General features: G+C 48.9%; 20 protein-coding genes and 1 other annotated feature. Of the genes, 15 read left to right on the forward strand and 5 right to left on the reverse strand.

Translation table 11 applies throughout. From position 1 onward, the window contains the following. The first annotated feature begins 4 nt into the window (after nucleotides 1-4). From PH235_RS04735 to PH235_RS04755, 5 genes are all read left to right on the forward strand, one after another. Entirely contained in the window at nucleotides 5-2233 is a 2229-nt protein-coding gene (locus PH235_RS04735) for an ABC transporter ATP-binding protein (protein ID WP_272161264.1), read from the forward strand. Continuing rightward, nucleotides 2230-4095: an ABC transporter ATP-binding protein gene (locus PH235_RS04740; protein WP_272161265.1), complete on the forward strand. Its 1866-nt coding sequence runs from the start codon at nucleotides 2230-2232 to the stop codon at nucleotides 4093-4095. The genes PH235_RS04735 and PH235_RS04740 overlap by 4 nt, the downstream gene beginning before the upstream one ends. 632 nt (nucleotides 4096-4727) lie before the next feature. After that, on the forward strand, nucleotides 4728-6245 hold the full coding sequence (locus PH235_RS04745) for an MFS transporter (RefSeq protein ID WP_272161266.1): 1518 nt from the start codon (nucleotides 4728-4730) through the stop codon (nucleotides 6243-6245). 252 nt (nucleotides 6246-6497) lie between these two features. Beyond that, nucleotides 6498-7970, forward strand: a complete 1473-nt coding sequence (locus tag PH235_RS04750) for an MFS transporter (RefSeq protein WP_272161267.1) — start codon at nucleotides 6498-6500, stop codon at nucleotides 7968-7970. 15 nt (nucleotides 7971-7985) lie between these two features. Continuing rightward, complete coding sequence (locus PH235_RS04755) at nucleotides 7986-8840, forward strand: creatininase family protein (RefSeq protein WP_272161268.1); 855 nt, start codon at nucleotides 7986-7988, stop codon at nucleotides 8838-8840. 137 nt (nucleotides 8841-8977) lie between these two features. Here PH235_RS04755 and PH235_RS04760 read toward each other — a convergent pair whose 3' ends face one another. Beyond that, a complete protein-coding gene (locus PH235_RS04760) occupies nucleotides 8978-9310 on the reverse strand; it encodes an iron-sulfur cluster biosynthesis family protein (protein ID WP_272161269.1) in 333 nt (110 codons plus the stop codon). A gap of 513 nt (nucleotides 9311-9823) precedes the next feature. Between PH235_RS04760 and PH235_RS04765 the strand changes: the two genes are divergently transcribed. After that, entirely contained in the window at nucleotides 9824-11104 is a 1281-nt protein-coding gene (locus tag PH235_RS04765; protein WP_272161270.1) for an O-acetylhomoserine aminocarboxypropyltransferase/cysteine synthase family protein, read from the forward strand. A gap of 147 nt (nucleotides 11105-11251) precedes the next feature. Here PH235_RS04765 and PH235_RS04770 read toward each other — a convergent pair whose 3' ends face one another. After that, nucleotides 11252-11734 carry a DNA-deoxyinosine glycosylase gene (locus tag PH235_RS04770; RefSeq protein WP_272161271.1) on the reverse strand — a complete coding sequence of 161 codons (483 nt, stop codon included), beginning with the start codon at nucleotides 11732-11734 and terminating at the stop codon, nucleotides 11252-11254. Between the two features lie 197 nt (nucleotides 11735-11931). Beyond that, nucleotides 11932-12174 (forward strand) — a binding site (T-box leader). 51 nt (nucleotides 12175-12225) lie between these two features. On the opposite strand from PH235_RS04770, the gene trpD reads away from it, so the two are divergent. From trpD to gpmA, 6 genes are all read left to right on the forward strand, one after another. After that, on the forward strand, nucleotides 12226-13293 hold the full coding sequence (gene trpD / locus PH235_RS04775) for an anthranilate phosphoribosyltransferase (RefSeq protein WP_272161272.1): 1068 nt from the start codon (nucleotides 12226-12228) through the stop codon (nucleotides 13291-13293). Beyond that, the gene (gene trpC, locus PH235_RS04780) at nucleotides 13290-14072 is read left to right on the forward strand and encodes an indole-3-glycerol phosphate synthase TrpC (RefSeq protein WP_272161273.1); all 783 of its coding nucleotides are present in this window, start codon (nucleotides 13290-13292) and stop codon (nucleotides 14070-14072) included. Before trpD ends, trpC begins: the two co-directional genes overlap by 4 nt. Next, the gene (locus PH235_RS04785) at nucleotides 14072-14683 is read left to right on the forward strand and encodes a phosphoribosylanthranilate isomerase (RefSeq protein WP_272161274.1); all 612 of its coding nucleotides are present in this window, start codon (nucleotides 14072-14074) and stop codon (nucleotides 14681-14683) included. Before trpC ends, PH235_RS04785 begins: the two co-directional genes overlap by 1 nt. Then, entirely contained in the window at nucleotides 14680-15861 is a 1182-nt protein-coding gene (gene trpB, locus PH235_RS04790; protein WP_272161275.1) for a tryptophan synthase subunit beta, read from the forward strand. Before PH235_RS04785 ends, trpB begins: the two co-directional genes overlap by 4 nt. Continuing rightward, entirely contained in the window at nucleotides 15854-16630 is a 777-nt protein-coding gene (trpA, locus tag PH235_RS04795) for a tryptophan synthase subunit alpha (protein WP_272161276.1), read from the forward strand. Before trpB ends, trpA begins: the two co-directional genes overlap by 8 nt. A 74-nt stretch (nucleotides 16631-16704) precedes the next feature. After that, nucleotides 16705-17391, forward strand: coding sequence for a 2,3-diphosphoglycerate-dependent phosphoglycerate mutase (gpmA, locus tag PH235_RS04800; RefSeq protein ID WP_272161277.1), 687 nt, complete (start codon nucleotides 16705-16707; stop codon nucleotides 17389-17391). Between the two features lie 51 nt (nucleotides 17392-17442). On the opposite strand, the gene PH235_RS04805 is transcribed toward gpmA, so the two are convergent. Further along, nucleotides 17443-18264 (reverse strand): NRDE family protein, encoded by an 822-nt coding sequence (locus PH235_RS04805; RefSeq protein ID WP_272161278.1) that lies wholly within the window; start codon nucleotides 18262-18264, stop codon nucleotides 17443-17445. Nucleotides 18265-18447: 183 nt separating this feature from the next. Here PH235_RS04805 and PH235_RS04810 point away from each other — a divergent pair, with 183 nt between their 5' ends. Further along, nucleotides 18448-19170 (forward strand): hypothetical protein, encoded by a 723-nt coding sequence (locus PH235_RS04810; protein ID WP_272161279.1) that lies wholly within the window; start codon nucleotides 18448-18450, stop codon nucleotides 19168-19170. Nucleotides 19171-19207: 37 nt separating this feature from the next. After that, nucleotides 19208-20203: a sodium:calcium antiporter gene (locus tag PH235_RS04815; RefSeq protein WP_272161280.1), complete on the forward strand. Its 996-nt coding sequence runs from the start codon at nucleotides 19208-19210 to the stop codon at nucleotides 20201-20203. A gap of 43 nt (nucleotides 20204-20246) precedes the next feature. Here PH235_RS04815 and PH235_RS04820 read toward each other — a convergent pair whose 3' ends face one another. Beyond that, complete coding sequence (locus PH235_RS04820) at nucleotides 20247-21527, reverse strand: AI-2E family transporter (RefSeq protein WP_272161281.1); 1281 nt, start codon at nucleotides 21525-21527, stop codon at nucleotides 20247-20249. 207 nt (nucleotides 21528-21734) lie between these two features. On the opposite strand from PH235_RS04820, the gene PH235_RS04825 reads away from it, so the two are divergent. After that, the gene (locus tag PH235_RS04825; protein ID WP_272161282.1) at nucleotides 21735-22340 is read left to right on the forward strand and encodes a cob(I)yrinic acid a,c-diamide adenosyltransferase; all 606 of its coding nucleotides are present in this window, start codon (nucleotides 21735-21737) and stop codon (nucleotides 22338-22340) included. A 141-nt stretch (nucleotides 22341-22481) separates the two neighbouring features. On the opposite strand, the gene PH235_RS04830 is transcribed toward PH235_RS04825, so the two are convergent. Then, complete coding sequence (locus PH235_RS04830; RefSeq protein ID WP_272161283.1) at nucleotides 22482-24029, reverse strand: NAD(P)H-hydrate dehydratase; 1548 nt, start codon at nucleotides 24027-24029, stop codon at nucleotides 22482-22484. Between the last annotated feature and the right edge of the window lie 95 nt (nucleotides 24030-24124).

Raw genomic sequence — 24124 nt, forward strand, 5'->3', positions numbered from 1 at the left:
GCAAATGAAAGTGATAATGAAATACTTAAAACCGTTTGCCGGTACGATCCTGGTCAGCCTACTGATTTTGTTCGGGCAGGCAATCGGGGAATTGAGTCTTCCGAATCTGATGAGTGACATCGTCAATACCGGCATCCAGAATGGAGGCGTCGAACAGGAAGCGCCTGAAGCGCTGCCGGCTGAAGGCTTCGCGCTTATGACGCTGTTCATGGCTGAAGAGGACAAGGAAACGTTCCAGGGAAGCTATCAGCTGATCGAGGGCGGGGCAGCGGAAGCCGAGGCATACAGCGCAGAATTTCCTGAGAGCCAGGAAGTGGACTTCTACGTGTTGGATGAAACTGATCCGGAACAATTGTCCTCGCTGGAGAGTATCTTCAGCAAGGCAAGCTACAGCTTCGTGACGTTCATGCAGGAAATGTCTGCACAGCAAGGCAATGCCGCATCAGTCGATGCCGAGAGCGGCTTTGAGGATGCCGATATGAACCAACTTTACGCGCTCTTGCCGCAATTGCAGCAGTTGCCGCAGGAAGCTTTCACGGCGTCCATGGATGTTGCCGCGGCCGCCGAACCGATGCTCTACAGCCAAATCGGCATCCTGTTTACGAAACTCTTCTATGAAGATCTGGGAGCGGATATGGACGCGCTCCAGAACCAATACATCATGACGAAAGGCGCGCAGATGCTCGCCATCGCAGTCGCGGTGTCCGTCGCTTCCGTAGCGGTCGCGTATTTCTCTTCGCGGATCGCCGCGAAAGTGTCCGGCCGGATGAGAAGGGATGTCTTCGCCAAAGTCGAAAGTTTTTCCAACACCGAGTTCGATAATTTTTCGACCGCATCCCTGATCACGCGCACGACCAATGATGTGCAGCAGATCCAGCAACTGATCACGATCGGCATCCGCATGCTTTGCTATGCACCGATTTTGGCCACTGGTGGTCTGATCATGGCAATCGACAAGAGCGTTTCGCTGGCATGGACGATCGCCGTTGCGGTCATTGCCCTTGTCGGAATCATGATGACGATCCTGTCGATCGCGATGCCGAAGTTCAAAGTACTGCAGAGTTTGACGGACAGATTGAATCTTGTCAGCCGCGAGAACCTTTCCGGCATGATGGTCATCCGCGCTTTCGGGAATGAACCGTTTGAAGAGAACCGCTTCAATGATGCCAATGAAGACTACACCTTTACTAACCGCTTTGTTCAGCGCTTGATGTCCCTGTTGATGCCGGCGATGATGCTCGTCATGAACGGTGTTTCATTGCTGATCATCTGGTTCGGAAGCCAGCAAGTCGCCGATTCTGCCCTGCAGATCGGGGATATGATGGCCTATATCCAATATGTGATGCAGATTATCATGGCGTTCTTGATGATTTCAATGATGTTCATCTTCCTGCCGCGTGCTTCTGTATCGGCAACCCGGATCGGGGAAGTATTGGATACGGATCTGAGCATCACAGACCCAATCGATGCGCAACCGAGCTTAAAGAATGAAGGCCTCATCACCTTCAGAGATGTTTCTTATCATTATCCGAAGGCGAGCGAGAATGTGTTGTCCAATATCTCCTTTACCGCTCGACCAGGCGAAACGACGGCGATCATCGGCTCTACCGGTTCCGGTAAATCGACTTTGATCAATCTGATTCCGCGTTTTTATGATGTGACGGACGGCGCCATCGAAATCGACGGCATCGACATCCGGAAAATGACGCAGGCCGATCTGCGCCGCAACATCGGCTACGTGCCGCAAAAGGGGATGCTCTTCTCCGGTGACATCGCCTCAAACGTTCTGTATGGAAAAGACGATGCTTCGATGGATGAGATCATGAAGGCCATTGAAGTCGCGCAAGCGAAGAACTTCGTATCGGAGATGGAAGACGGCATCGAGACGGCCATCGCGCAAGGCGGCGGTAACGTCAGCGGCGGGCAGAAACAACGCTTGGCCATTGCCCGCGCGTTGGTGAAAAAAGCGCCGATCTATATTTTTGACGATAGCTTCTCGGCCTTGGACTTCAAAACGGATGCGGCATTGCGTTCCGCTTTGCATGCGTACACGGATAACGCAACCGTCCTGATCGTGGCGCAACGGATCAGCACCATCATGGATGCGGAACAGATCATCGTCCTCGATAAAGGCAAAATCGTCGGGATAGGGACTCACGATGCGTTGATGAAAAACTGTGAGACTTACCAAGAAATTGCTAAATCTCAGCTTTCAGAGGAGGAATTAGCATGAGCGAAATGAAACAAAGAAGACCGCAAGGCGGCCCTGGCGGAGGCCACGGTCCGATGGCAGGAATGAGCGCGCCGGTCGTGAAAGCGAAGGACTTCAAGGGCGGATTCAAAAAATTGGCCGCTTATCTGTCGCCCTTCAAATGGCTGATGGCAGTCGTCTTCATATTGGCGATCGCCTCCTCCCTTTTTGGAATCGTCGGACCAAAAATCATGGCTTTGGCCATCGATAAATTGGTGGACGGCATCATGCTGAAATTCACAGGTGGATCCGGTGAAATCGATTTCGATTACATCGGAACAGTTCTGTTGGGGCTCTTGGGCCTGTACGTGCTGAGTGCAGCATTCTCTTATCTGCAAGGATTTCTGATGTCCGGTGTCTCCGCAAAAGTTTCCTATAAACTGCGCAAAGACATCATGGAGAAAATCAACAAATTGCCGCTGGCCTATTTCCACAAGAACAGCCAAGGGGATGTGCTTTCCAGGATCACGAATGACGTGGACACACTGAACACCAGCCTGAACCAAAGCCTTACCCAGATCATCACGTCGATCACGACACTGGTGGGTGTCTTCATCATGATGCTGACGATCAGCTGGTCGCTGACGCTCGTCATCCTTGCTGTGCTGGTCGTGTCCATGATGCTCCTGATGCTGATCATGTCGAAGTCGCAGAAGCACTTCGCCAACCAGCAAAAATACTTGGGTGCGGTCAATGGCCATGTCGAAGAGATGTACGGCGGACATGTGGTCATGAAAGCCTTCAACGGGGAAGGGAAATCCGTTGCCGCTTTCGACAAAGAAAACGATCAGTTGATCGAAGCCGGGTTCAAGGCTGAATTCCTTTCCGGTTTGATGATGCCTTTGTTGAGCCTAATCGGAAATCTTGGGTATGTCGTAGTCTGCATCATGGGGGGCGCGATGGCGGCTGCCGGAAATATGACGATCGGGGATATCCAAGCCTTCCTACAATACGTGCGCAACTTCACCCAACCTTTGACGCAAGTTGCTCAAGTGGGAAGCCAATTGCAACGGATGGTGGCTGCCTCTGAACGTATTTTCGAATTCCTAGAAGAGGAAGAAGAGACAGTTACTGTAGCGAAAATCGAAATGGCGACCGCTGATGTCAAAGGAAATGTCCGTTTCGAGAATGTTAAGTTCGGTTATGAACCGGATCATCTGGTCATCAAGGACTTCTCCGCGGATATAAAAGAAGGACAAAAAGTCGCGTTAGTTGGTCCTACCGGCGCCGGCAAGACGACGATGGTGAAATTGTTGATGCGTTTCTACGATTTGACGGGTGGAGCCATCTACATCGACAACCACAAACTTACCGATTTCACGCGCAGCGATCTGCGTACGGAATTCGGGATGGTGCTGCAGGATACGTGGCTGTACAACGGCACCATCATGGAGAACATCCGCTACGGGAAACTGGATGCGACGGATGAAGAAGTCATCGCCGCCGCAAAAGCTGCGCAGGTGGATCATTTTGTCCGGACGTTGCCGGATGGTTATGATATGGTCCTGAACGAGGAAGCCAACAACGTTTCTCAGGGAGAGAAACAATTGCTGACGATCGCGCGCGCCATTCTGGCCGATCCGCAAATCATGATCCTGGATGAGGCGACAAGCTCGGTCGATACGCGGACGGAAGTGCTGATCCAGAAAGCGATGGATACGCTGATGCAAGGCAGAACAAGCTTCATCATCGCGCATCGCTTGTCGACCATCAAAAATGCCGACCTGATCCTTTGCATGAACAATGGCGACATCGTCGAACAAGGAACCCACGAAGAATTGCTGGCAAAAGGCGGCTTCTACGCAGACCTCTACAACAGCCAATTCGACGAAGGCGAAGAATAATAAGAAAAGCGGAACGGGTTCATTCAGCCCTGAAAGAAATTTAGAAAATCTGGCCCTGAATGAGCATCGTAGAGCGCAATGGGTCAGATTTATCTAATTTCCGAAGGGCTAACCCGTGAAGCTAGCCAATGCTCTGGGATGCATGGAACATTTTGCAACTCTATGAAACACCTACGGTGATGCACTTTTGATTCTAGAAAGTTCTTGATTATGACAATAATACTGCATCATGCAGTCTAAAGAAGATAATCCCGATACGCAATCGGGATCATCTTCTTTTTTTTTATGGCCACTTCCCAAAGAATAGTCGTGAAAGCGGATTTGTCAATACCGGATTTGAAAAAATCTTTATCGAAGAGTTCCTAATTGGAAATCGGGAATCCTCAAGAAGAGGTTGAACCTTTAACGGATGCCATCTCAGCACACTTAGCCAAGCAAGGATGATAGCGTTCACAAAGTATTAACAATAAAAAAGTTGTAACCGGTTACCGCCAGTGGTATTATTTCCTTAGTTCTTACAACCCGGTTTTATTAATGTCATTTCGATTACTTTTTAAGGTAACCTAGTTTCACGATGCGATAATGGAAAGCGGTAAATAAGTTCTGAATTTCATAATATGGAGGGGATTTTTATGTCAAAAAATGATTCAATAGTTCAAGGGGAAACGAAATTAAACCGCGCCAAATTATGGCAGATTGTGTTATTCACTTTGAATAACTCGTCAACAAATATTTATTTGTTCGCTTTTGGTTTTGTCGTCTATTATTCCACAGGCCTTGTAGGGTTAACGGCGCTGTTCGTCAGTCAAATTATGGGATATATCCGTATCTTTGATGGGGTTATTGACCCGGCTATCGGAGTTTTGATCGATAAAACGGATACTAAATTCGGTAAGTATCGTCCCATTATGGTTTTAGGCAATATTATCACTGTTATTTCATTCTTGGTATTATTTAATATTCATGGCCTAGGTGAAGGAATGAAAATCCCGATTTTCTTGCTTGCATTAGTCGTGCATAAAATCGGTTATTCCTTGCAAGCGACGGTTACAAAAGCCGGTCAAGCAGCGTTGACAAGCGATCCAAAACAACGTCCCATCTTCAATATCGTTGATGGTTGGGTAACGACTTTAATGTTTACTGGTGGTCAAATTGTTGTCGCAAACTTCTTAGTGCCGAAATACGGCGGTTTTACTCCGGAATTCTTCAAAGTATTTATCCCAGGAGTCATGGTCATCTCAGCTGTCCTCGGAATTTTGGCAGTTATTGGTATTGCGGAAAAAGACAACAAACAATACTTTGGTATTGGTGAAAAAACGACTAAAACATCATTCAAAGATTACTGGGCAATCGTCAAAGGCAACAGACCTTTGCAAATGTTGACCATGGCAGCAGCTTTTGTGAAGTTCAATGCGCAAATGTTCGGAGATCAAGTTGTATTGATGATCCTGTTCGGTATCATCTTCGGTAACTTTGGTTTATCAGGAACGATTTCCTTAGTATTGATTTTGCCTAACCTTTTGTTTACAACCTTTGCGGCAACCATTGCCCAAAAAAGAGGGTTGCGTTATTCCTATGTTCGTTACTTGCAAGGTGCCGTTGTTTCATTGGCCCTATTAGGCGGCTTGCTTTTCTTTGCGAACCCAGGGGACTTGAGCTTCTCTAACGTAACGTTATGGACAGTTGCTTTCACAGTCGTTTTTGCTTGTGCGAAAGGATTCACATCCACTCCATCAGGCTTGGCATTGACAATGGCAGCGGATGTCTCCGACTACGAAACAAGTGTTTCTGGACGTTATGTTTCCGGTATGCTGAGCACCATGTTCTCATTGACTGACTCGGTAGCATCATCTTTCGCACCAATGTCGATTGGTTGGATCTTAGCCGCTGTAGGATTTGCGCAAGCCTATCCAACGGCTGACACGCCACTTTCGCCACAATTGCGCATTGCTGGTATTGTAATGATTTCAGTTTTGCCTTTAGTCGGTACGCTTATTGCTTTAACGTTCATGAAATTCTACCCATTGGATAAAGAAACAATGGAAAGCGTTCAAATTAAAATTGCAGCAATGAAACAATCTGGCCCAAGTGATGATGATTCAGAAATGCCTCAAACAATCCCTAATACAATCCCTGCAATGAATGACTAAGCTATGACTTTTCATTTTTGAGCAAGAGGAAAAAATAATAATGTTAGCGATTTCGTGGATAGCCAAACTAAACTAGACACCAAAAATAAATCTATCATGTAGCCCGAGAAGATGATGACGATAAACTATCGGGGTCATCTTCTCTTATTTAATATCATGATGTTTGGTGGGAGAATCAGCTGATTTGAAAAAAAAAAATTCAACTTATACAGATTAGTTCACCAATTATTATAGAGAAAAGAGGGAATTCTTATGGCAGAAGAAAAAGTTGTTAAGCAGCAAAATCCAGCAAACGATATGAAAAGTAAGCTAAGCCTGAAGCATAGATTGGGTTATGGAGCCGGAGATGCCGGTGGGGTTGTTACCCTTGTGTTAATCGGAACGTTTATGAACCGATATATTACAAACATATTGGGAGTATCATTTGCAACGCTATCTATACTGTTGCTCGTTTGGAATATTTGGGATATGGTCAATGACCCAATGATGGGTACTTTTATGGATAAGTCATTCTCTAAGGCCAGTGGCAAAAAAGATAAGTTCCGTCCTTGGATGTTACGCTCTATACCTTTAATTGTTGTCGGTCTTATTGCATTCTTCTCTGTACCATCAATGTTTGAAGGAACCATGCGTTTGGTAGCTATTTTTCTCTTAAAAATTATTTACGAGTTAGGCTACACCATGATGAATATTGCCATGGGATCAGTTCTTGGGGTTATGGCCTTAAATGATAAAGAGAGAACTACTTTATCTTCAGCTCGTGGAATGGGATCAACACTTGGTGGTTTAATCGGTTCAATGGCTATACCGGTGATTCTTGCGCGTTTAGGTGAAAATACAACAGGTTATATGGTTGCAGGTATCTTCGCAGCTGTATTGGGTGGGTTACTTATCTTCTTCCACTATTGGGGAACTGAGGAACGGAATGTTGCGGCAAAACTTGCCGCAGAGGAACAAACAGAACCGACAAAAATTACAGATATTTTTGTCACATTAGCCAAAAATAAAGCTTTCTTGTCGCTTTGCTTACACTCAATTGTAATTGTATTTGGTCAAAACCTATTTAGTGCAACTCTTCCTTATATTTACGGTGATGTATTTGGTGATCTGGGCTTAATGGCATACGCTTCTGCGATCGGTATGGGTTTACCAGTAGTGCTATTGCTTATCGCTCCGTATTTGGTAACATTATTTGGATCTACTGTTAAGTTAATCCGTACTTATTTATTGCTGAGCATCGTTATCTATGTTGGTTTATACGTTTGGAAATTAGTGGGTGACTTATCTCCTTTCTTCTACATGATTTTTGCCAGCTTAGGGATTGCCTTCATGATGATGTCCGTTCAACTGCAATGGGGTCTTGTTTCAGAATCCATTGACTACAACGAATACATCACAGGAAAACGTTCAGAAGGTTCAATCTATGGTAACTTCTCACTGACAAGACGTGTCGGCCAAATGTTGGCGCAATCACTGGTTGTCTTGATGATTGGTTGGATTGGCTATAGCCAACAGGCCGCTCAAACTGGACAAGCACAATCAGCTGAAACTGTTGAAGGGCTAGTACTATTGAATCTCATTGGCCCAGCGATTTGTGCCTTATTATCATGGGCTTCATTCAAATTCATTTGGAATATCACTGATGAAACACGTATGGACATGACGGCAGCTCGTCAAGCAAGACTTGATGAATTTGCTAAGAAACACGATGAACCAGAAGTATAACAGAGAGGTGCATTCATGAAATTAAGAAGTCACTTATTAAATGTTTTAATTAATGATGAAGTGGAAGCTTATTTAAAGGAGAACGATGTCATCATCATTCCTTTTGGACCAACCGAACTCCATGGGGGCCTACCATTGGATTGCGAAACAATATTGGCTGAGGGGATTGCCTTATTGATGGCTGAAAGGACAAACTCACTTGTCCTTCCGCATGTGCCTTACATTTATTCAGGGGCAACCGCCTCAGGTAAGGGAACCATCCAATTAACCGTTAGGGAAAGTGCTGATATGTTGCAAGGTCTGGCACATTCCTTACTGCGATCAGGCTTCAAAAAGCAAATCTATATTAGCCTGCACGGCCCAGCCCATATCTCAATTAATCCGGTTGTTCGTGATTTCTTTGATGAAACAGGGATCGCTATTCTCTATATTGACGGCATGATAACAGCCCAGAAATCCGGTGTCTTTTTAGATCCGAAAGAGATGATGCTCAATTTAGATAAGATGATTCTAGGGGCTTACAAGTTACGGAATCGTTTGGATGATATATTGCTGACTTCTGAATATGCAGAGCCAGTTACCCAGACCCCATCGGTTTTCGGCAACCTAAGTGCCCAAGCCTTTCAATCTGGAGCAACAGGTTATTATTTCAAGGAACATTCAGACCATATGGCAACCTCTGCTATACCTGATATTGAAACGCGAGACCGCATGGCAGAAGAGGGACTAGTACTGCTTAATAAGATGGTGGATGCAATTGATTTTCCAACTTTACTTAAGGAAATGGCGATTCAAGAAGATTATCTTGAAGAGGTTTACAATCGTTACCCGCATGTTCCGGCTGCCTACAATCGACACAAAAACAGTTAAATAGTTTCACAGACTGCTCTCCGTAATGTGGGGGCAGTTTTTTTGGATTAGATTTATCCAAAAAATTCCCGGCGAAATCACGCTTCGCCGGGAATTGCTGCCATAAGGAATGAACACTTAATCTGTTGCCGCTTTTCTCAATCTTTCAACTTCATATTTTCGTAGGTCATGTGCGGGTTCAGCAGTCCACGATTGCTTTTCAGGACGAAGGAAAAACTGCTGTCTTTGAAGTCGATGATGTTATCCTCATCCAATTGCTGCAGGCTGTCCTTGGTGACTTTGACCGCGCCGAAGTTGGTGTCCAAAACGGTGTCGTAGTTCGGGTTTTCCGCATCATACGCTCGGAGCGTGAACATGCTGCTGTCCGGTCCGCCGCAGCCGTAGATGGTGCTCATGTACAAAGAGAGTTCCTCGGTCATCCCCAATTTTTCCAGTCGTTGCATGGCATTTTCTGTGAACGTCAATTTCATTTTCTCTCACCTCTTGTACTAATTATAGAACATACCCTCGCGAAACAAATCGGATATGCTCACTCCGATAAAATATTTGACAAGGTGAGAATCAGATGTTATATTTAATTAAATTTTAATAGAAGAGCGATGAAGAGAAGAGTACCTTTCGATCGTCATTCCAGAGAGCCCCGGCAGGTGAAAAGGGGTATGATGAAAAAAAGCGAAGATGGTCTCGGAGCAAAGCAATGCGGATAGTGTTGCTTCGGTTTGTGCACGATAGCGCACAGAAGTATAACAAGCGGGAGCTTGCGTACTTTTTAAGGTATGGATCGCGAGGTCCCTACGAACATGGGTGGTAACACGAAGAGCTTTCGTCCCTGTATTTCAATCAATTGGAATATAGGGACGAGGGCTTTTTTGCTTTTTACTAAATCAGAGGAACAACTGAAGCAACCTCGGCTAATCGGAAATGACCCAGAAGAGCAACTGCCATGCAAGAATAGATCTAAAATCAGAAGGGAAAGATGACAAATGACAGAGAAAAATTACAGTTTTGAAACGTTGCAAGTACATGCAGGCCAAGTGCCGGACCCCGTTACCGGAGCCCGTGCGGTGCCGATCTACCAAACAACCGCCTTCGTCTTCGACAGCGCGGAACAGGCTGCCGGCCGTTTTGCTTTGACGGATGCCGGAAATGTCTACACCCGTTTGACGAACCCGACAACCGCAGTCGTGGATGCGCGGGTTGCTGCGCTTGAAGGCGGAACTTCCGCCGTTACGGTCGCTTCAGGTTCTGCGGCTATCACTTACGCTATCCTGAACGTGGCGAATGCGGGCGATGAAATCGTTGCTGCCAGCACGCTTTATGGCGGAACCTATAATCTTTTCAGCGCGACCTTGCCTAATTTGGGCATCAAAACAACTTTCATTGATCCTGAAGATCCGGCTAACTTCGAAGCTGCGATCACGGAAAAGACGAAGGCCATCTTCATCGAATCGATCGGAAACCCGAGCACCAACCTGATCGATATCGAAAAAGTCGCTGAAATCGCGCATAACCACGGCATCATCTTGATCGTGGACAACACGTTCGGCACGCCTTACCTGATCCGTCCGTTCGAATTCGGCGCCGATGTTGTGGTCCACTCTGCCACTAAATTCCTGGGCGGGCACGGCACAACAATGGGCGGTGTCGTCATCGAATCCGGCAAGTTCGATTTCGCCGCCAGCGGAAGATACCCTGGCTTCACGACGCCTGATGCGCATTACAACGGGCTGGTCTATACCGATCTGGGACCGGGAGCGTTCACGACAAAAATCCGCGTGCAGTTGCTGCGCGACACGGGAGCCTGCATCGGACCGATCGATTCTTTCCTGTTGCTGCAAGGAATCGAAACGTTGTCATTGCGCGTTGAACGCCATGTGGAAAACACCCGCAAGGTTGTCGCTTATCTGGCGAACCACCCGAAAGTGTCTTGGGTGAATTATCCGGAACTGCCGGATAGCAAATACAAGGCGCTTGCCGATAAATACTTCCCTAAAGGTGCCGGATCGATCTTCACTTTCGGCATCCAGGGCGGTAAACAAGCCGGCATCGAGTGGATCGATAAGCTGGAATTGTTCTCGCTGCTTGCGAACGTTGCCGACGCAAAATCATTGGTCATCCACCCGGCCAGCACGACCCACGCGCAACTGAGCGACGATGACCTTATTGCTGCCGGTGTTTCCGGTGACATGATCCGCCTGTCCATCGGAATCGAAAATGCCGATGACATCATCGCCGACTTGGATCAAGCTTTCGGACAAATCTAAAACATGCGAAAGCCGCTCTGTCAGAATTTGGTTTCTGACAGAGCGGCTTTTTTCTGGGGGGACATTAATCGGACAACGAGTGCCCAAGCCAAACGTCGGTTGTCCGATTCATCGGTAATATCGGACATCTTCGAACTTCCGTCTGAATCAAAGATATGCCGCTAGCACCGACCAAGCTTCCAGTTTTTCGGGCAGTGTTTTGACATGTTTGCCGCGCATGGGGCTGGTCGATGGGAGCGGCAGGTAGACCAATCCGGAGTCCTCATCCAGACCGAAGTGCTTTTTGTAGCTGCGGTAAGCTTTCCCGCCATTGAAGGCGATGGCTTTGATCTGGGGATGATCGCGCAGAAGGGTCTTCAAGTCGTTCGGATATTCCTCTTTGATGGCCGAATCGAGGCTGCCTTCACGGTAACAGGAGTGGATGACATCCCAGAGGGCGACATGATGCTTTTTCAGAAGCGAAAGGCGATCCTCATAGGTCATCGGATCCTCCTCGCCGAGCAGGGAGAAAATGATTTGCCAGAAATGATTCCTCGGGTTCCCGTAATAGTGTTGTGCTTCCAGCGACTTTGCGCCGGGCATCGATCCCAGAATCAGAACGTGGGCTTGGGAATCGATGACAGGTGCCATCGAGTAAAGTTTGTCGGATTGTTTCAGTCGGAACGCATCCTTTCAAAGTTATTGTGTATCCATTCTACCAAAACCGCGCCAGAGCAGGAAACATTCGAGCTTGTCAAAAAATTTAAATAAAACAGTTGACGGAAGGATAGCGATGCGTTAAAATAATCCCAACATTAAGAAATCGTTAGAAAAATCATTTCCATCTAATTAAACCGATAATCAAGAGAAGTACGCATCATACCTTGTTTCCAGAGAGTCGCCGCCAGTGAGAGTGCGATAGCGAAGGGGATGCCGAATGGACTTGAGAGGGTTGCCTTGAAAAGAGTAGGGGCAAACGGGGAACCTGGTCCGTTAACAGACAGGCACATATGTTGGTATGTGAACGAGTGGGCGATTCATTTCGTCAATTTGGGTGGTATCGCAGGAGAATACAAGCTCTTGTCCCTTTAAAGGGGGGACAAGGGCTTTTTTTGTACATAAAAAATGATGAGGTGAATGAAATGCTAAAGATAAAAGAGACGAAACAGACCGAAGAAATTCTCCCGCAAGACAGCATGAAAGCCGCTATCGACAAACTAGTGAAAAAAGAAGAACTTTCCCCGCAATTGACGAAGACCATCATGCACCAGATCATGAGCGGTCAAGCCAGTCCGGTCCAGATCGCATCTTACCTGACCGCTATGCGGATGAAAGGCGAGACGGCTGGAGAAATCAGTGCTTCCGCTGAAGTGATGCGGGATTTTTCCAATAAGGTGCGGACCAAGACGACGGCATTGGACATCGTCGGAACCGGCGGCGATCAAGCCTTCACCTTCAACATCTCAACTGTCTCTTCCTTTGTCATCGCTGCTGCAGGGATCCCGGTGGCGAAACACGGCAACCGCAGCTCCTCAAGCAAATGCGGCAGCGCGGATGTGCTGGAAGAATTAGGTGTGAACATCGAAGCCAGCGCGCAACACAGCGAAGCGATGCTGGAAGAAATCGGCATGTGCTTCATGTATGCCCAAAAATATCATCCATCTATGAAGCATGCGGCACCCGTCAGAAAAGAAATGGGCGTCCGGACGATCTTCAATGTCCTCGGGCCATTGGCGAATCCGGCCAATGCGAATATGCAACTGCTTGGTGTTTATGATGTCGCACTGGTGGACACGATGGCTGAAGTGCTGAACCAATTGCAGATGGAACGGGCTTTGGTGTTCGGCGGAAATGACGGTTTGGACGAGATCACTTTGACCACAACATCGGAAGTCGCGGAGCTCCGCGATGGCAAGGTCACCCATTTCACATTCGATCCGAAAGATTATGGTTTTGAGTACTGCACGAACGAAGATCTGGTGGGCGGAGAACCGGCTGAGAATGCCGCAATCGCCTTGGCGATCTTGAGCGGCGAAAAAGGGCCGAAGCGCGACACCGTGCTGCTGAACGCCGGCATGGCCATCTACTTGGCCAACGACAATTACACGATCGCTGACGGCATCAAACGCGCAGCCGAATTGATCGACAGCGGCGCGGCTTTGAAAAAACTGCAGCAATTCATCACAGCATCACAGGAGGCGACAAAATGATATTGGACGACATCATAGCAGCTACAAGGATAAGGGTGGAAAAAGCTAAACAGGTCATCCCCCTGGAAGAAATGAAACAAGCAGCCTTGGCATTGCCGATTAATCAGGATTTCCCCTTCGAAAAGGCGCTGACCGGCGAAGGGATCCGCTTCATCTGCGAATGCAAGAAGGCGTCCCCTTCGAAAGGCGTAATCGTGGAGGATTTCCCTTACCTCGAAATCGCCAAGGCCTACGAAGAAGCGGGGGCATCCGCAATTTCGGTATTGACCGAGCCCGATTTTTTCCAAGGCGAAAACCGCTTCCTGACGGAAATAAAACAGGCAGTATCGCTTCCAATCATACGGAAAGATTTCATCATCGATGCCTACCAGATCTATGAAGCGAAAGTCATCGGCGCGGATGCCGTACTGTTGATAGCAACAATCCTGACGGAGGAAGAATTGGATACTTTCCAACGCTTGGCCCGTGAACTGGGGCTTTCGGCCTTGGTGGAGGCTCACACCGAAGAAGAGCTCCTGAAGGCGTTGCGGACGAGCCCGAAAATGATCGGCGTCAACAATAGGGACTTGAAGACCTTCAAAGTGGACATCCAGCAGTCCATCAGGCTGCGCGCACTGGTGCCGGATGATATTCTTTTCGTGGCCGAGAGCGGCATCTCGGAAAGACAGGAAGTCATCGAATTGGAAGCGGGCAACGTCGATGCCATCCTGATTGGTGAAACGATGATGGTTTCGCCGGACAAAAAAGGCATGCTGGATCGCCTGCGGGGAATCAGCTGATGGTCAAAGTGAAAATCTGCGGCCTGAAACGAGTCGAGGATGCGGAAATGCTGAATGAACTGCGCCCGGATTTTGCAGGCTTCATTTTCGCACCTAGCAAGCGGCAGATTTCGTTGGAGCAGGCGCTGGAAATCAGGGCAGCCCTAGATGATGCCATTCCGGCAGTCGGCGTCTTCGTCAACGAACCGATCGAAAACATCGTCACCATCGTGGAAAGCCGGGCGATCCAGATCGTGCAGCTCCACGGCGGTGAGGATAACACTTATATAGAAGAGTTGGGCAAGCGGATCACACTTCCGATCATCAAAGCGGTTGCGGTCAAGGACACCGCTGACGTCAAGAAGGAATACGCTGCCGATATCCTCCTCTATGACACGTACCAAAGCGGCGTGGCAGGGGGTACCGGAAAGACATTCAACTGGGATTTGCTGAAGGAAGCAACGCATCCATTCTTCCTGGCGGGCGGCCTGCATGCAGGCAACCTCGAAGCAGCCATCCAACAAGTGCAACCATACGCAGTGGACATCTCGAGCGGCGTCGAAACGGACGGCGTGAAGGATTTTGAAAAAATCAAATCAGTAATGGAAATCATTGGGAGGTCAATAAAATGAAAAGTTATTTTGGTGCACACGGGGGACAGTTCATTCCCGAAACCTTGATGAACGCTTGCTTGGAATTGTCGGAAGCTTTTTTCCGATTCAGTGAGGATCCGGAATTCAAAAAAGAATTGAATGATCTCTTGGATAACTACGCAGGCCGGCCATCCCGCCTCTATTTCGCGGAAAAGATGACAAAGAACCTCGGCGGGGCGAAAGTCTACCTGAAACGCGAAGACCTTAACCACACGGGCTCGCATAAGATCAACAATGCGCTCGGCCAAGTGTTGTTGGCCAAAAAGATGGGCAAGAAACGCATCATTGCGGAGACCGGTGCCGGCCAGCATGGCGTGGCAACAGCCACAGCAGCTGCGCTTTTGGACATGGAGTGCGTCGTCTACATGGGCGAAGAGGACACCCAGCGCCAAGCTTTGAATGTGTTCCGGATGGAATTGTTGGGCACGAAAGTGATTCCCGTGACAAGCGGCACTGCCACACTCAAGGACGCGGTCAATGAAGCGATGAAGGATTGGGCTTCCACGTTTGAAGAGTCGCATTACTGCATCGGATCGGTCATGGGTCCGCATCCATTCCCGACCATGGTCCGCGATTTCCAGAAAATCATCGGGGAAGAGACCAAAGCCCAGATGGCCAAGGCGGAAGGCAAGCTGCCGGATGTCGTGATGGCTTGCGTCGGCGGCGGTTCGAATGCGATCGGGACTTTTTATGACTTTATCGGCGATGAAAGCGTGCGGCTGATCGGCTGCGAAGCTGCCGGCAGAGGCATCCACACGCAGGACACGGCTGCAACGATCGCGACCGGTACGCCGGGCATTTTCCACGGCATGAAATCCTATTTCTGCCAGGATGAATACGGCCAGATCGCTCCGGTTTATTCGATATCGGCTGGACTGGACTACCCGGGCATCGGGCCTGAACACGCGGATCTTTATGACCGTGGCCGCGCCGAGTACGTTTCAGTGACCGATGACGAGGCTGTAGCTGCCTTTGAATACCTGGCGCGGATGGAAGGGATCATCCCGGCTATCGAAAGTTCGCATGCAATCGCGCACGCCATGGTTTTGGCGCCGACTCTGGATCCCGAAAAAATCATCGTCATCTGTCTGTCGGGCCGTGGCGACAAGGACGTCGCAGCAATCGCAAGATACAAGGGAGTGGACATCCATGAATAAAATCACAGCTGCCTTCAAGCACAAGGCATTCATCCCTTTCGTGACTGCAGGGGATCCAGACCTGGAAACCACGAAGGAACTGATCAGGGAAATCGTTGCGAACGGAGCGGACATCGTCGAAATCGGCATCCCGTTCTCCGATCCGGTTGCGGAAGGTCCTGCCATCCAAAAAGCGGATGAGCGGGCTTTGGCGAATGGCATCAATACGGACGATATTTTTCAAATGGTGGCTGAATTGCGCACCGAAATCGACACACCTTTTGTTTTCATGACCTACATCAATCCGGTGTTCGTTTACGGCATCGATAAATTCATGGCGCGCTGCAAAGAGACCGGCGTCGATGGCATAATCATCCCGGATGTTCCGTTCGAAGAGAAGGGCTTCATCCAGGAAGCTTGCCGGGCACATGGCATCACCTACATTTCCATGGTGGCACCTTCCTCTGCGGAACGGATCGCCATGATCGCCAAGGAAGCGGAAGGCTTCCTGTACGTCGTTTCTTCCTTGGGCGTCACCGGTGTCCGCAGCGACATCACGACCGACATCGGCAGCATTTTGGCCGAAATCCGCAAAATCAGCGATATCCCTTGCGCCATCGGTTTCGGGATTTCCAACGCGCAACAAGCCAAAGCCATGAGCGAAGTCGGAGATGGCGTCATCATCGGTTCCGCAATCATCAACATCATGGAAAAATACGGGAAGGATTCGCCGAAACCGGTCGGAGCTTTTGTGGCGGAAATGGTGGGGGCCATCCGCAGCGGCAACTGAAGTCCTTAAACGTGAACCGCACCGCTTGTAGCAGTATAATGAAAGGAAAATACAGGCGGAAAGTGGTGATGGTGATGAGGAAAATCATTTTGATTCGTCATGGCGCAAGCGAGTGGAATTTACTGAACCTGTTTACGGGCTGGACGGATGTCGACTTGAGTGAACAGGGTGTCACGGAAGCGAAAGAAGCCGGCCGAAAACTCAAGGAAGCCGGGATTGAATTCGATATGGCGTTCACGTCCGTGCTGCAGCGAGCGATCAAGACCTGCCATATTGTTCTGGATGAAATGGATCAATTATGGATACCGGAAGTGAAAAGCTGGCGGCTCAATGAACGGCACTATGGCGATCTGCAGGGACTGAACAAACAGGAAACAGCCGAAAAATATGGAGAAGACCAAGTCCTGAAATGGCGGCGCTCCTACAACACGCTGCCGCCGTTGATGGATCCGGATAATCCGCTGTCGCCGGTCAAGGATCGCCGCTATGCCAATCTGCAGAAACGGGTCATTCCGATGGGGGAAGATTTGGAGACTACTTTGGACCGTGTCATTCCATTCTGGGAAGACCAGATCGCTCCGGCGGTATTGGACCGCAAGACGATTTTGGTGGCGGCCCACGGGAACTCACTGCGGGCGTTGATCAAGTACCTCGAAGAAATACCCGATGATGAAATCATGGCTTTGGAAATCCCTACCGGACAACCATTGGTCTATGAGTTGAATGATGACCTGACGATCATCAGAAAATACTATCTATAATAAAAAAAGATGCGGCTGGGATTCCGATTCCCGGCCGCATCTTTTGTTGCATCATTTTTCTTCAGCCATCAATTGAAAGTTGAAACGGACGTCACTGCTGGTTCCGTCCGGCAGGTAGGATCTTTCCACAAAAGTCACCCGATCGGAATGGTCGATGAGGATCAGCGTTGTGGAGCGGGTGCCGTAGCGTTCCGTCTGGATGAAATTGGCAGAAACGGCGCGTAAAATCGGCAAATCCAGCGGCAAATCAGGCAGTTGGTCATCCGGCGGGGGCGTCCGATCCACCATGATGCGGAAGATGGACTCTTCGTCAATAGTTGATGAACTAGCCAGTTCGACCATTGCCGCTTTGGTGAGGGTGACTTTTGGCCACGGCGTATCTAGCGTGGCATTGCTGACGGCATGGTTGCCTGTTTGAAGGACACTGTACTCGTCCAAAATGTTGTTGTAATGATGGAGGAGGTCGCTTGAACCGACGATCAGGTTGAAGCCATTGTAGTCGGTCCGCTGTTGCCTGACCTGATCCAGGTAGTCCTCGGGTCCAATGCTGCCGGTCAAGTAATCCATCACCAAGTTGCCGCGGGACAATTTTTGGTCGGATTCCTGAGTGGTTATCAAATAACTGTTGGTCACGGCTGCGATTCTGCCTTGTTTGGTGATCCCGAGCCAAGTGCCGCGAGCGCTCAAATCTTTCCCGGCCAACAGATCGGGATAATCCGGCCAGAAGTGCGCAGGCAAGGATGGCCGGTCATATTGCTCGTCCCGATTGGCCACGAGCACCAATTTGTACGACGCATGTTGACTGAGTTGTATCGAAATCAGACACATAGCTATTCCCCCAGTAAGATGTTGTTCTTTTATTAAGTATAGCATGCGCAACCTTCTAGGCTGAAATGAAAAAACCGCGTCGGGAAAGGCCTGCTGAATGCAGCTCGACTGCTTATGCCAAATTTCAAAACGCGCTGGATATGAGCTATAATAAGGATGACAGTAACACCATCACGCCAATCGGAAATGCAGCGACAGGATCAACACTATTCGAAGGAGTTGTTTAAGATGCTGAAAGATAGAAAAAAATATTGGACAGTACTGCTGGTCAGCCTTTTTCTGGCAAGTTGCAACCAAACACAGGAAACAGCTGAAGAAGAAAGTTCATCGCAAGCGACAGCGCAGAGCAGTTCGGCAGCCAGTACCGCGAGCAGCGAAACGGCAGCAGCCTCGGATGAATCCACTGAAGTAGGTGATCGTCTCGGCAAACTGTCGAAAAGCTATATCGACATTATGGGCAGCGGCAATTACTATATGGCTTTCCGTTCCACAACAACATTTGAAGGCGAAATGATGGAATCCGAGACGATGATGACCGTTTCTGGCGACAGAACCGCGATGCAATCAAAATCCGCAGACACCGAAACGACAATGGTGATGATGGACGGCAATATCTATATGATCGACCATGTCAACAAAACAGTAATGGTTATGCCTGAAACAATGATGGAAGGGGAAGAAACCCTACCGGAAATCCCGGAAACGAACGAGCCGGTCGAAGTGGATGACATCGAATACATCGGCAGCGGTGAGGAAGATGGGTTGGTTTACGAGGAATATCGAACAGAGAGCGGCACGCAAATTTTCTACTATTTTGATGGCTCCGACCTGAAGAAAATCAAGACGATTGATGAATCATTTGAATCGGTCATGGAAATAATTGAATTGTCCGATAACGTGTCGGAGGATGCTTTTGAAATACCAGCGGACTATCAGCAAGTGACTTACTAGATGGAATGATAAGATCCTCATATAAAGGAGTGGGACAATGTTACTGTTGTTGGAACAGATGAATGGATATGTGTTGGCGGCAGTGCTTGTCCTCTGCATTTGGGTGCTGTCCAAGGCAACAGATATTCTGGTCGATGAAGCCGTTTCGTTGTCTTTGGAGTGGGGGATGTCCCAGCTGGTGATAGGTGCCACGATTGTTTCTTTGGGAACATCGTTGCCGGAATTGGCGGTATCGATTTCCTCTTCCTTGAAGGGCAACGGCATTCTGGCTTTGGGAAATGTGGTTGGATCGACATTCGTGAACACCAGCTTCATTCTGGGAATCGGAGCGCTCTATGGAAGTATACCCGTAAGCCGGAAAACCGCATACAAGCACACCGTCTTGTCGGGGCTCACGCTTTTGTTGATCCTCTCCTCACTGCCGATTTTTCATGCGGATGGCCAAGGCAAGATACCGCAGTGGCTTGGCATAGTCTTCCTGGTATTGACTCCTGTTTACTTCTATTGGACGGTGCGGGAAGGGAAGTTATCCGATGAAGAGGCTGTCATAGAAGAAGACAAGGAAAAAGGCATGCCGATTCTGACCAAATTGATTAAGCTGCTCGTCAGCGCAGGTTTTGTGATTGCGAGTGCTTCTGTACTGGTAAGTACGGTGGAAATCGGTGCTGCCCGGATCGGCATCCCCGATTCGGTCATCGCTTCCACGGTCGTAGCCTTCGGAACCGGGTTGCCTGAAATCAGCACAACCATTGTTTCCGTGAAAAAAGGCTACGGCGCTCTGGCGATAGGGAACATCATGGGTTCCAACCTTTTGAATACTTTGCTTGTTCTTGGGGTGGCATTAGGATTGTCTCCGGGAGGAATGATTGTCAGTCCGGATTTCTATCAGATCCACTTTCCGGCGTTGGCTATTCTGCTGGCAGTTTTGGGATATTTTTCCTATAACAACAAACGCGATGTCATCAGTAGAAAAGAAGGGCGCATTTTGATATTGTTCTATCTCGTGTATCTGGTATGGAACTATTTCTTATAGCAAAAAGGTTCGTGACCCCGCAAGGGGCACGAACCTTTTTCTGTTATTCTTCTTCAGTATCGTTAACGTGATCCGGAACATCCCGGGCAACATCCACAGTCGCGAAATCCTTGACGGGGGTGGAGCCGTTCACCAAGACAGGCTCTTCCTCGTCCAGCTCGAATGGACCGGCCACTTCGCCAAAGTAACGATTGTAGCGCAATTTGAATTTCTCGAGGACATGCTCGAAAAGAATCTTCAGCATCGCGAATAGCGGCACGCCCAAAATCATCCCGATAAAACCGAGCAGATTGCCCATGATCAGCAAAACGATGATTATCATCAACGGATGCATCTTCAAGTTCCGGCCCATGATGCTCGGTTCGATGATGTTGCCTTGGATGAATTGCGCTAAAGCCCAGACGACAACCATTTTCAGGAGCATGGCCGGAGACGTGAAGGCCGCGACGAACAAAGCAGGGATGACCCCGATTGTGGCACCGATAAAGGGAATGACAGCCGTCAAGGTAGCGATCAAGGCAAGGACGAAGGCGTAATCCAGGCCAATGATCAAATAACCGACTATCAGCAAGGCACCCAGACTCAAGGCGACGAGCAGCTGGCCTTGGACATAGGAACCGACCTGAAGCGACATCTGTCTGGATATCTTTTCGATATCATGGCGGAAAACAGGCGGGATATTCTTCATGACAAAAGGTTGGAACTTTCCTTGATCCTTCAGCATGAAGAAAAGGATGACCGGAAAAGTGACTGTTACGACCACTACGCTGGAAATGGTGGAAAAGATGTCCATAATTTTTTCGCTCGAGTTGCCGATCCAGGCCAGAATCATCTCAGGGATACTGCCCACTGTGCTGTCCAACCAAGTTTGCGCTTGTTCATAATAGTCCTTGAAAGTACTGTTCGCGAGCAGTCTGTCGAAATAAGCGTTCATCTGTTCAATATATGTAGGAAATTCATTGACCAGATTGGTGAGTTGGCTGGATAATATCGGAACCAAAAGGACAACCCCATAGACCAGCATGAAAATGAAGAGTACAAAGACGATTGATGTCGCCATTCCCCGGTTGATTTTCCTTCTTTCAAGGAAGGTCACCATCGGATTGAATATATAATAGAAGACGATTGCTAAAATCACGGGTGCCACGATGGTGGAAAAAATGACCTGCAGCGGTTTGAAAATGAATGAAATGGTATCCATCGTAAAGATGAGCACACCGATCAGAATCAGGGTGGACAGGATATAGATGATTGTCTTGCCGCCCAAAAAGGAGATGAGGCGCGTATCTTCGGGTATTGTTATTTTCGTTTCTTTCTTTTGCATATGCTGTCCTTTCTTACGCCGTAGCCGGATTTGGCCCGTATAGCGGCATAGCGGGTTTCTATTTTTAGTTTACCAGAGTTCCCTTTGAAAGCCATACTGCAAAGGTCCTATTTCCGGGAAATTCTGTCGTACGATTGCTCGTTTGAGGGTGCCGGAATGAATTGTGTTAAAATGACAGGACAAAAACAACAATAAAGGAGGCAACTTATGAAATACAGCATCTATACACGGACCGGCGATAAAGGCAACACACGCATCGGAGGCGGGAAAGCTCTTCCGAAAAATGCCGAGAGGATCGAAGCTTTCGGCGCGCTCGATGGTCTGAACTCGTGGTTCGGGCTTGTCCGCACGAAAAATGATTGCGGCGAGGACATCCAGGAGGATATGGCGCTCATCCAACAGTTCCTGTTCGATTGTTCCTCAGATCTGTCGATCCCGAAAGGGCACCGGGAGTACAAGCTCGCGCAGGATCACATCGACTGGTTGGAGAAGAAAATCGACGGTTACAGTGAAGAACCGGATGAGACCCAGTACTTCATCATACCGGGCGGAACGGAACTGGCAAGCTGGTTCCACGTTTTGCGGACCACGACCCGTGACGCGGAACGCCGGATCGTCACCTTCATGGAGCAAGAGCCGGATGAAGTGAATCCGTTCGTGCTGAAGTTCATCAACCGCCTTTCGGACTATCTGTTTGTCGTGGCCCGGGTCGCCAACGCACGCAAAGGCGTTCCCGATGTCCCGTACGAGCGTAGCGAAAAAGTGTTCCGCATTTCCGGAGATAAGGAAATTTCCAAGGCGAAACCGGAATAATAGAGGAAGCCAAGAATCGGTTTTTCCTCCGGGCGCAGCCCACGAGAGAACATTCATATATTACTCAATCAAAAACGCACAAGGATACCGGTCACAGACGGCCGGGGTCCTTGTGCATTTTGTTTATATTAAGTTGAAAAGTCAGCGCAATACCGCTGGTAAAGCTTCGATGAGATCCGAAGCCATCAAGCTGTATTCGGATTTTTCCTGGGCTGCGATATCGCCCGCCAAACCGTGGATGTAGACACCCAATTTGGCCGCTTCGGAAGGAGCCAATCCTTGAGCCAACAATCCGGCGATGATGCCGGTCAGGGCATCGCCCGAACCGCCTGTCGCCATGCCGTTGTTGCCTGTCGCGTTGATGTAATGCTCATCCTGATGGGCAACCACAGTCCGGGCATCCTTCATGACAAAGGTCAGATCCGAATCAGCCGTGCAAAACTCCGCAGTCCCCAAAAGGTCCGCTTTTATTTCTGCCAAGTCCTTATCCAAAAGACGCGCCAGTTCCTTCAAATGAGGGGTAAGGATGCTCCCCACCGGAACGGCCTGCGCCACTGCGCTGATGCGGGCACGGGAATCGTTACCCGGTAAAGCTGCGTCGTTGAAACGATCGGAAAGGATATTCAAGGCATCCGCATCGATGATCAAAGGGATCTGACTGTTTTCGAGAACCAAATCGACTACCATGCGGGCAGTATCGGACTTCCCGATTCCGGGTCCGACAACAATCGCATCGGCGCAGGAAACCGCGGCGATTATTTTCAGGCGTTCGCTCTCCTTATCCAATCCGTCCGGCTGGTAAGTCGTCAGGATGGCTTCAGGCAGCTGCATTTGAAGGATGGCGCGGTTCTCATCCGGTGTGATGATCTGGACCAAACCTGCGCCGGTACGGTAGGCTGCTTTTGCAGACAAGAAGGCAGCCCCGCTCATGTTTGCGGATCCGGCGATGATCACGACCTTGCCGTAAGTGCCTTTGTTCGAATAAGCCGCGCGTCTTGGAAGCGAAAAAAGATCGCTCTCTTCATAGAACAGCACATTTGAAGAAATGACGTCCATGGCGCTCGGCGGGAAACCGATATCGCTGACGATCAGTTTTCCGGTGTGCAAAGAACCTGGGTAGAGCAACTGGCCGATTTTTTCGATCCCGAAAGTGATGGTAACATCCGCCCGGACAGCGGTTCCCAGCACTTGTCCATTGTCGGCGGAAATGCCGGATGGGATGTCGACGGCAAATACATATCCTTGGAACGCGTTCATGAGTTGGATCGTCTCCGCGTATTTCCCTTCTGCCGGCCTGTCCAATCCGATGCCGAAAATCGCATCGACCAAGACGGTGTAGCCTTTGAAATTGATTTCGCTGACGTCATCCCAGATGACCATTTCCAAGTTTTCTATGATGTCGAGTTGTTTTTTGGACTCAGCGGATAATTTGTCGCGTTCGCCGATCAAGAATACATCCACTTGGAAGCCGTGGTTCAATAAAATGCGGGCTGCCGCCATTCCGTCGCCGCCGTTGTTGCCTGAACCGCAGATCACCAGGATGATGTCCTCTCTTGAGATGCGTTCTTCCATGGCTGCTACGACCTGATTCGCTGCATTTTCCATCAGCACCATGGCTGGGATGCCGATCTCATCGATCGTAAAGGCGTCGATTTTCTTCATCTGTTGGCTGTTGACAAGTTTTTTCATTAATTGTTCCTCCTGATGGTTGGTGGATGTCATACCATTTTCACAATTGATATTATACCATTCTTGGCGCTGGAAAGAATACGGGGAGCCTGATG

The organism is Trichococcus sp. K1Tr, assembly GCF_028309625.1.
Classification (GTDB): Bacteria; Bacillota; Bacilli; order Lactobacillales; family Aerococcaceae; genus Trichococcus.

What these genes read in the sequence shown, in the direction of transcription:
- PH235_RS04735 (WP_272161264.1), top strand. Translation starts at nt 5, where the DNA reads ATGAAAGTGATAATGAAATACTTAAAACCGTTTGCCGGTACGATCCTG.
- PH235_RS04740 (WP_272161265.1), top strand. Translation starts at nt 2,230, where the DNA reads ATGAGCGAAATGAAACAAAGAAGACCGCAAGGCGGCCCTGGCGGAGGC.
- PH235_RS04745 (WP_272161266.1), top strand. Translation starts at nt 4,728, where the DNA reads ATGTCAAAAAATGATTCAATAGTTCAAGGGGAAACGAAATTAAACCGC.
- PH235_RS04750 (WP_272161267.1), top strand. Translation starts at nt 6,498, where the DNA reads ATGGCAGAAGAAAAAGTTGTTAAGCAGCAAAATCCAGCAAACGATATG.
- PH235_RS04755 (WP_272161268.1), top strand. Translation starts at nt 7,986, where the DNA reads ATGAAATTAAGAAGTCACTTATTAAATGTTTTAATTAATGATGAAGTG.
- PH235_RS04760 (WP_272161269.1), bottom strand. Translation starts at nt 9,310, where the DNA reads ATGAAATTGACGTTCACAGAAAATGCCATGCAACGACTGGAAAAATTG.
- PH235_RS04765 (WP_272161270.1), top strand. Translation starts at nt 9,824, where the DNA reads ATGACAGAGAAAAATTACAGTTTTGAAACGTTGCAAGTACATGCAGGC.
- PH235_RS04770 (WP_272161271.1), bottom strand. Translation starts at nt 11,734, where the DNA reads ATGGCACCTGTCATCGATTCCCAAGCCCACGTTCTGATTCTGGGATCG.
- trpD (WP_272161272.1), top strand. Translation starts at nt 12,226, where the DNA reads ATGCTAAAGATAAAAGAGACGAAACAGACCGAAGAAATTCTCCCGCAA.
- trpC (WP_272161273.1), top strand. Translation starts at nt 13,290, where the DNA reads ATGATATTGGACGACATCATAGCAGCTACAAGGATAAGGGTGGAAAAA.
- PH235_RS04785 (WP_272161274.1), top strand. Translation starts at nt 14,072, where the DNA reads ATGGTCAAAGTGAAAATCTGCGGCCTGAAACGAGTCGAGGATGCGGAA.
- trpB (WP_272161275.1), top strand. Translation starts at nt 14,680, where the DNA reads ATGAAAAGTTATTTTGGTGCACACGGGGGACAGTTCATTCCCGAAACC.
- trpA (WP_272161276.1), top strand. Translation starts at nt 15,854, where the DNA reads ATGAATAAAATCACAGCTGCCTTCAAGCACAAGGCATTCATCCCTTTC.
- gpmA (WP_272161277.1), top strand. Translation starts at nt 16,705, where the DNA reads ATGAGGAAAATCATTTTGATTCGTCATGGCGCAAGCGAGTGGAATTTA.
- PH235_RS04805 (WP_272161278.1), bottom strand. Translation starts at nt 18,264, where the DNA reads ATGCTATACTTAATAAAAGAACAACATCTTACTGGGGGAATAGCTATG.
- PH235_RS04810 (WP_272161279.1), top strand. Translation starts at nt 18,448, where the DNA reads ATGCTGAAAGATAGAAAAAAATATTGGACAGTACTGCTGGTCAGCCTT.
- PH235_RS04815 (WP_272161280.1), top strand. Translation starts at nt 19,208, where the DNA reads ATGTTACTGTTGTTGGAACAGATGAATGGATATGTGTTGGCGGCAGTG.
- PH235_RS04820 (WP_272161281.1), bottom strand. Translation starts at nt 21,527, where the DNA reads ATGCAAAAGAAAGAAACGAAAATAACAATACCCGAAGATACGCGCCTC.
- PH235_RS04825 (WP_272161282.1), top strand. Translation starts at nt 21,735, where the DNA reads ATGAAATACAGCATCTATACACGGACCGGCGATAAAGGCAACACACGC.
- PH235_RS04830 (WP_272161283.1), bottom strand. Translation starts at nt 24,029, where the DNA reads ATGAAAAAACTTGTCAACAGCCAACAGATGAAGAAAATCGACGCCTTT.